7 protein-coding genes are annotated in these 6,596 nt (G+C 45.3%); 4 read left to right on the top strand and 3 right to left on the bottom strand.

All coding sequences use genetic code 11. From position 1 onward, the window contains the following. Window positions 1-678, bottom strand: a 678-nt coding sequence (locus IQ257_RS20610; RefSeq protein ID WP_193933180.1) for a nuclease-related domain-containing protein, incomplete at its 3' end; no start/stop codon positions are given. Window positions 679-921: 243 nt separating this feature from the next. On the opposite strand from IQ257_RS20610, the gene IQ257_RS20605 reads away from it, so the two are divergent. Together IQ257_RS20605 and IQ257_RS20600 are read left to right on the top strand one after the other, a co-directional pair. Next, complete coding sequence (locus IQ257_RS20605; RefSeq protein WP_193875990.1) at window positions 922-1,563, top strand: general stress protein; 642 nt, start codon at window positions 922-924, stop codon at window positions 1,561-1,563. Window positions 1,564-1,617: 54 nt separating this feature from the next. Next, entirely contained in the window at window positions 1,618-2,088 is a 471-nt protein-coding gene (locus IQ257_RS20600; protein ID WP_193875992.1) for a BON domain-containing protein, read from the top strand. A 404-nt stretch (window positions 2,089-2,492) separates the two neighbouring features. On the opposite strand, the gene IQ257_RS20595 is transcribed toward IQ257_RS20600, so the two are convergent. Both IQ257_RS20595 and ahcY read right to left on the bottom strand, forming a co-directional pair. Continuing rightward, window positions 2,493-3,113: an exopolysaccharide biosynthesis protein gene (locus tag IQ257_RS20595; protein WP_193875994.1), complete on the bottom strand. Its 621-nt coding sequence runs from the start codon at window positions 3,111-3,113 to the stop codon at window positions 2,493-2,495. A gap of 475 nt (window positions 3,114-3,588) precedes the next feature. Further along, complete coding sequence (gene ahcY, locus IQ257_RS20590; RefSeq protein WP_193875996.1) at window positions 3,589-4,866, bottom strand: adenosylhomocysteinase; 1,278 nt, start codon at window positions 4,864-4,866, stop codon at window positions 3,589-3,591. A gap of 125 nt (window positions 4,867-4,991) precedes the next feature. Here ahcY and fraC point away from each other — a divergent pair, with 125 nt between their 5' ends. Further along, window positions 4,992-5,564, top strand: coding sequence for a filament integrity protein FraC (gene fraC, locus IQ257_RS20585; protein ID WP_193875998.1), 573 nt, complete (start codon window positions 4,992-4,994; stop codon window positions 5,562-5,564). A 68-nt stretch (window positions 5,565-5,632) separates the two neighbouring features. After that, window positions 5,633-6,583, top strand: a complete 951-nt coding sequence (locus IQ257_RS20580) for a DUF5357 family protein (protein ID WP_228060879.1) — start codon at window positions 5,633-5,635, stop codon at window positions 6,581-6,583. Window positions 6,584-6,596: the final 13 nt, after the last annotated feature.

The raw sequence follows: 6,596 nt of genomic DNA, 5'->3' as shown, positions 1-6,596 counted from the left end.
CCCCAACTCCCCATTCCCCATCCCCGTTCGGACTTCGGCGTGAGCGCTCAGTCGAACGCTGACGCTCACGGCAGAAGCCCATTCCCCATTCCCGTTCGGACTTCGGCGTGAGCGCTCAGTCGAACGCTGACGCTCACGGCGGAAGCCCACTCCCTCCACTTGGTCTTGAAAGATAATCGGCGGACAACTAGGTAGTTGATAAAACCCGCTTTCATACCACTGTTCCTCAGTAATTCGGGGTAAACAAACCAAAGCACGTCCCGTTACTTTCCGGCGGAGAGTCGGTTCGCGATCGCAATATCCCAACAAAGCAAATAGCTGATTCTCGGCTTGCTCGTAAGGATTGCTACTCGTGGTGTAATAGTGTTGGAACTCCCAGCGATGACCGGAAATTGCCACAATTTGGTCAAGGGTAACAGATTTAATCTCAATGACGATTAAACCCAATTGGGCGTCTGCAATGAGAATATCAGGCTCTTTGCGATACTTCCCGACTTTAGAAAATATGGGATAGCGCCAATACCCGATACAGTTGCGGTTGGCAAATATCTGTTGAACCCTATCCCAAACTGTTTGCTCACCCCCTTCTCCCCCTTTCCCGATAGGCTCAGTGGTAATAAACTTGCGATTCTGGGCAGTACCAAAATTGAGCCATAGACTCTCATCGTCCTTCTCCATTGCTTCTCTGGAGTTTGCCATTGACTCCTCACACCAATTTACTAGTGCAGGCTAGCAGAAATAACTGACAAGCTAAATATTTCGCCCTGCTTCCCATCTCCTCATCTCCCTGCCTAACCAGCCTATAGATAGAGACTCAAAGTACCCCTATTGATTGAGGAATCGTTTGTCTTTTTTTTATAAGCTTATCTTATAGATTAAGTTCTACAACCCCTTATAGATAGGGTGTAGAAGGAGAAAAAAATGGTTTTATATCAAAACAAACGGGCTATTGGCATCTTTACCAACCCTGAAGCCGTTAGACAAGCGCTCGAAGAACTCCAACAAGCTCAATTTCCCCTGCACAGGATTACTGTGATTGCCAGAGAATTAGAAGAGGAGCAGACTAGGAATACCCAACGCCGAAATCGCACGGGCAATCACGGGGGTGAAGGTGCTGCGAAAGGTAGCATTATTGGGGGTGCTATCGGACTTTTAACTGGCTTGCTCGTGGGTGTGGGTGCGTTGGCAGTTCCGCTGATTGGTCCAATCATGTTAGCAGATGCTCTGGGTACTGCCGTCGCAACAACCTTGGCGGGTACTGGCATTGGCGCTGTTAGTGGTGGATTACTGGGTGTACTGATTGGTTTAGGTATTCCTGAAAAACAAGCCCAAGCTTATCACGATCGCTTGTTACGCGGTGATCATTTGATCCTTGTAGAGGGAACCGAACCTGAAATCCGTCATGCTATTTCTATTCTCCAACATCGGGGAATGCAGGAGTGGGGAATTTATAATGCCCCAGATTTAGAACCAGCTAACACCGATTTCCCTGTTGCGGCTGTTGCAGATCCTCATCATCAGTTTTCTCACCAGGGTGTTTATAGAAACTCCGAGCTTAACTGAAATTTGCTGACATGAACGTAAGTCAATTGTTTGATAGAAGTGAGGGAAGAACAAATGAATAAGCTAACAATTTTATTACTAACAGGTGTCTTAGGTTTGGGTGTTGCAGCTTGTGGTGATGTCGCTAGAACTAGTCGGGGTGCTCCCGATTCGGTTGATACAGTGGGAGAAGCTCCTAACTTAGACAGAGTTTTAAAAAACGAAAGTGACGCGACTAACCCCATTCGACGAGCACAAGCCAATTCTGATATTCGCGCACGGGAACAACGATATAATCTGTTTAGGCAGGGAGGAGAGCGATCGGATCGCAACGTACAAAGTGAAGTGCGTAGTAAGTTAGAGGTTAACCTGCCTATGTCTGAACTAGCAGTTCAGGCTAATGATGGAATTATCACCGTAACCGGATACGTTCAAACTCAAAATGATTTAGAACGGATTGAACCGTTGGCTCAAGAAATTAGAGGCGTTAAGGATGTAAATGTTCAAGCTAAAATAGGACCGAACTTACCTCCTTATCAAGGTTAGTAGCCACTTGCAATCGCCAGCCTAATTCAAGCATCCTGGTATCCCTAGGGATAGATGAATACTTACCCAAAGTACACCAAGATGGTTGGCAGTACAAACCCAGAATTTAAGGCTGAATTTGTACTACAACCTCGTTGAATTCAGGAGGTAAATATGGCTATAGAAAAACTGAACAGATCATGGTAGAGGGGAAATCGGAGCAAATCTAGTTAGCTGAATCAATTCTGAGTCCCATGGGAATTCGCGAATGGAGAATTTACGAGGCTCCTAGAAGCCCAGTTAGTCGTTAAGCAGGATTTGAGAAAAGGCGAAAGGGGAAAAGAAACATATATTTTCAGGGTGCATCCCGATTTTCAACCTTTTCCCTTCCCCAACATCGGGCTCAATCGGACTTCTAACCCTATCTAGCGCAGCGTATCCTTAATCCAATCGAGGAGACTAGTACCCCCAAACCAGACAGCCAGCAAAATTGAAATCGATAGAATTCCTCCCATCACACAAAGGACTAATCCTCCTAAGCTAATGGCACCATCGTCTTCCATTAAGCCGAAGCCAGTCACCCAAATTCCTATAGCGGGTAAAGTATTGGTTCCTGGAATCGGAATCATCATGGAAATCGACATCAGGGAAATCGCTATACCAATGGCGACACGACCGGGTAAACTGGTACAAATATAAGGCAGGCGCGGACGTGCGATCGCTTCAATTCGCCGCAACCAAGGAATCCCCCCCTTTACCACACCCTGTACTGTTTCCAGCTTCATTGTATTGTTCATCATCCGCTCGGGCAACCAAGGACGCTTCGCACCCCAAATGAGCTGCACTGCCAATATCAGCATGACGATACCAAAAGGTATAGAATAACCCGGTGCCGGAACTGGTAACGCCGAAGGCAACGACAGGATAACGAATAGAAAACCAAATATTCGCTCCCCAGCTAGGGCTAGAATATCCCCTAGCTTTACCTGTGGTGGGCGTTCTTCCTCTAAAAAATAACGTTGTAGTTCAACGGAGAGTCGAGCCATATTTACTTAGAATAGTTTCAAAATCCCAAAGCCTAGTATTAGCACAAAGAGCGCCCCACTACCGTAGGGCGTTTCACTCCCAGCGATTACCCAGTTATAAACCCGTCTTAACATAAAATGGGTCAGACTAAATTCCTGTAAATTGACAAATTTGCTCAACTCTAGCAGGTTTTAGGGGCAATGGGAATTAGGTTAGTTAGATCTTCATAAACATTGGACATCTGCTAAAATCTTCAATCAGTGTTGCCGGATTTTGATGACCATCTGGTAATGCAACAACTAACGTATAGGTCTTTAGCTAGACCCAAACTCATTAGTTAGAACAGTAGGAAACTCTAAGCTTTACTAGTTACTCGGAATGAAGGAACAAGTTTTACGAAAAAAAAATCGGCTTCCGTCACAATACTTTACAGGAAGCCGACTTATTACAATGGTGAAACAAATTGTTGGAAATCAGGTGAAATCCCTGAGTGATCTAAGTTCCCGAAGTCCAAGAATTACTATACTCAACTTGCTCAGGGGTCATCGCGTCAATAAAGATACCCATCGCCTGCAACTTCAGCCGTCCGATTTCTTTATCGATTTCAGTGGGAATGGAGTGTATGCCGGGTTCCAACTTGCCCTTATTCGTCACCAGATGTTCGCAGGCTAAAGCTTGGTTAGCAAAGCTCATATCCATCACAGCGCTAGGATGCCCTTCTGCTGCCGCTAGATTAATCAGACGCCCTTCACCCAATACCACAATAGATTTGCCATTTTTCAGGAAATACTGCTGGGTAAAGTTCCGCACCTGCCGCACTTCAGTCGATTGTGCCGCGAGGGATTTGAGGTCAATTTCAATATCAAAGTGCCCAGAATTGCACACCATTGCCCCGTCTTTCATCACCTCGAAATGCTCTGGACGAATAACGTGCTTGTTCCCCGTGACGGTAATAAACAAGTCACCTTGGGGTGCAGCTTCACTCATGGGCATAACCCGGAAGCCGTCCATAACCGCTTCAATTGCTTTAATGGGGTCAATTTCGGTGACAATAATATTAGCACCCATGCCCCGCGCCCGCAGCGCCGTTCCCTTACCACACCAACCGTATCCAGCGATAACAACTGTTTTACCCGCCAACAGCACGTTAGTCGCGCGGATAATGCCATCGAGAGTTGATTGTCCGGTGCCGTAGCGGTTGTCAAAGAAATGCTTGGTATCAGCGTCGTTGACGTTCATTGCCGGGAAGGTGAGAACCCCATCATTGAACATTGCCCGGAGTCGGACAATGCCTGTGGTGGTTTCTTCGGTGGTGCCGATGATATCACCCATCTGATGCTGCCGTTCCTTGACCAGGCTAGCGGTGACATCACTACCGTCATCAATGATAATGTTGGGTTTATGGTCGAGGGCGATTTGGACGTGGCGATTGTAGGTGGCATTATCTTCGCCTTTAATGGCAAAGACAGGAATGCCGTAATCAATTACCAAAGAGGCGGCAACATCATCTTGAGTGGAGAGGGGATTGCTGGCAATCAGTAGGGCGTCAGCACCACCTGCCTTGAGAGCTATTGCTAAATGAGCCGTTTCTGTCGTGACGTGGCAGCAAGCTACTAGGCGAATACCTGCTAGGGGTTTTTCTTGCTCGAAACGGTCTTGAATTTGCCGCAAAACGGGCATTTCGCGTCCCGCCCATTCAATCCGTTGTTTGCCGAAGGGGGCAAGGGAAAGGTCTTTGACTTCGTGTTTGAGTTGAGTAGAAGCTGCGCTCATGGAGTTGGCTTTTCTAAAAGATTTGCATTGTTATCTTAGACTAAGTTACTCGATCCCCAATTTCTAGCTTCACCGAAACGCAGAAAGTCCCTATACTATACGGCAACGGATAAGGAGAGACTTTTATGAGAGAAGCCGTTTTGCCCCTGGAGATGATTTTATTTCAAGTCTTGTTCCTCCTGGTAGCGATCGCACTGGAAGCCAGGGTTTTGCATCGCAAGTTAAAATTTACCCGCAAAACCAGTGTTGAGTATGCAACATCCATTAATTTATTCGCGACGGTTTTTGGTTGGTTAACTTTTTTTGCCTTAGCAAAACTACTTCCCGGTCTTGTCAAAGCTCAACTGGTCAGTTATATTTTTTTCGATCGCTTCATCGGTCCGCAACCCGATCGCTGGAATTCTTTAGTAGTTTTAGTTGGGACTGCTATTTTTTTCTTTACCTTCTTCATTAAACTACTCGGGCTGCAATTACTCAAAGCTTGGTTAAAGGCTTCTGCCGACGAACTCAAACCAGCACCCAAACTGTTGAATCAGCGACGACCCGGATTAATTAATCGTCAGGAGGCGGTAAAAACGTCCCACTTTGATCAGAATCCTGCCCTGGCAATTCTACTAGCTAACGCCTATAGTTATAGCACAATTTTGTTGATTTTATTGCTACGTTTCTTCCAATTTAGCACAATTCAATTCAATTAATCACCATTATGAAGTCGTTCAAAACTCTAAAAAATACATCACTAATGATGGTATCTAGCTCGAGAAAGATGCTAGATAAATACAAGCCACCCAAAGCATTTTCTTGGCAGACTTTAATTCTACTTAACCTGTTTTCTTGGTTAATGGCATGGCTAGCAACAAGCTTAGTACAATTTCTGCTAATTCATTTGGGTTGGATATTTTTAATTTTTGGAATTTACTGGTGGACGTCAGGGAATAAACTCTTTAAGATTGGTGGCTTTCCATTGAGTCCTTGGATTGCCGGCGGTGTCATCTGTGGTTATATTTTTGGTTTCATTCTGGGTAACTTCTTAGCAGCCGCATTAATTCTTTGGCCCCTAATTTCTGCCGTAATTGCAGCATTACCGATTATACTGGGAAGCGATTTAAAGCTAAAAATGCCACCCCCAGAGTACCGCCAAGCTCTGGTTTGGCTATTTACTAGCCAGTTCCTTCTCAGTTGCTGGTTTCAGTTTTATTTTCTAACCCAAGATTGGTTAACTGAATATCCCACTATCCTTACGGATAACTTCAATCGAAGTGCTTTTGTTATAAACGTAACCCCACCCCCATTATCAAAAGAAAGATTACCGAGAGGAGTTACAATTTTAGATCTAATGGGGTCTAGGATAGAGGAACAGTTAAGAAATAAACCTTGGTCAGACGTTGAGCGATCTCTCCTGCCTTCAGAGCGAGAAAAGCTACTCAATGAAATGGCAAACGAAGTCAGGCAGGAAATGGCATCCAATGAGATTGAAGAAGATGATTTGTGGCAGATAGGGTACAATATCTCCCTGAGAGACTCTGGATATAACTTAGAACTACAGGCAATTTGGCAAGGACCGCGATCGCAGATTCAAGAGTATATTATCAGCAAGCCTTGTCAAATTACTCAACTGAACCGACAAACAGATGTGGGCATTAACACAATTAGCCAGGTTAAATGCGAACCTGCCAGGGGTTGGGGTGTTGCTGAACCAATCGTTGCAACTCGATAAATCAGGAGTCAGA

This window comes from Coleofasciculus sp. LEGE 07092 (assembly GCF_015207375.1).
GTDB lineage: Bacteria > Cyanobacteriota > Cyanobacteriia > Cyanobacteriales > Coleofasciculaceae > LEGE-07092.
The sequence above is the reverse complement of the archived record's forward strand: the minus strand, read 5'-3'. Positions and strand labels throughout refer to the sequence as shown.

Bases quoted from the DNA above. Each gene is read 5' to 3' on its own strand.
- IQ257_RS20605 (WP_193875990.1), top strand. From the start codon at position 922: ATGGTTTTATATCAAAACAAACGGGCTATTGGCATCTTTACCAACCCT.
- IQ257_RS20600 (WP_193875992.1), top strand. From the start codon at position 1,618: ATGAATAAGCTAACAATTTTATTACTAACAGGTGTCTTAGGTTTGGGT.
- IQ257_RS20595 (WP_193875994.1), bottom strand. From the start codon at position 3,113: ATGGCTCGACTCTCCGTTGAACTACAACGTTATTTTTTAGAGGAAGAA.
- ahcY (WP_193875996.1), bottom strand. From the start codon at position 4,866: ATGAGCGCAGCTTCTACTCAACTCAAACACGAAGTCAAAGACCTTTCC.
- fraC (WP_193875998.1), top strand. From the start codon at position 4,992: ATGAGAGAAGCCGTTTTGCCCCTGGAGATGATTTTATTTCAAGTCTTG.
- IQ257_RS20580 (WP_228060879.1), top strand. From the start codon at position 5,633: ATGCTAGATAAATACAAGCCACCCAAAGCATTTTCTTGGCAGACTTTA.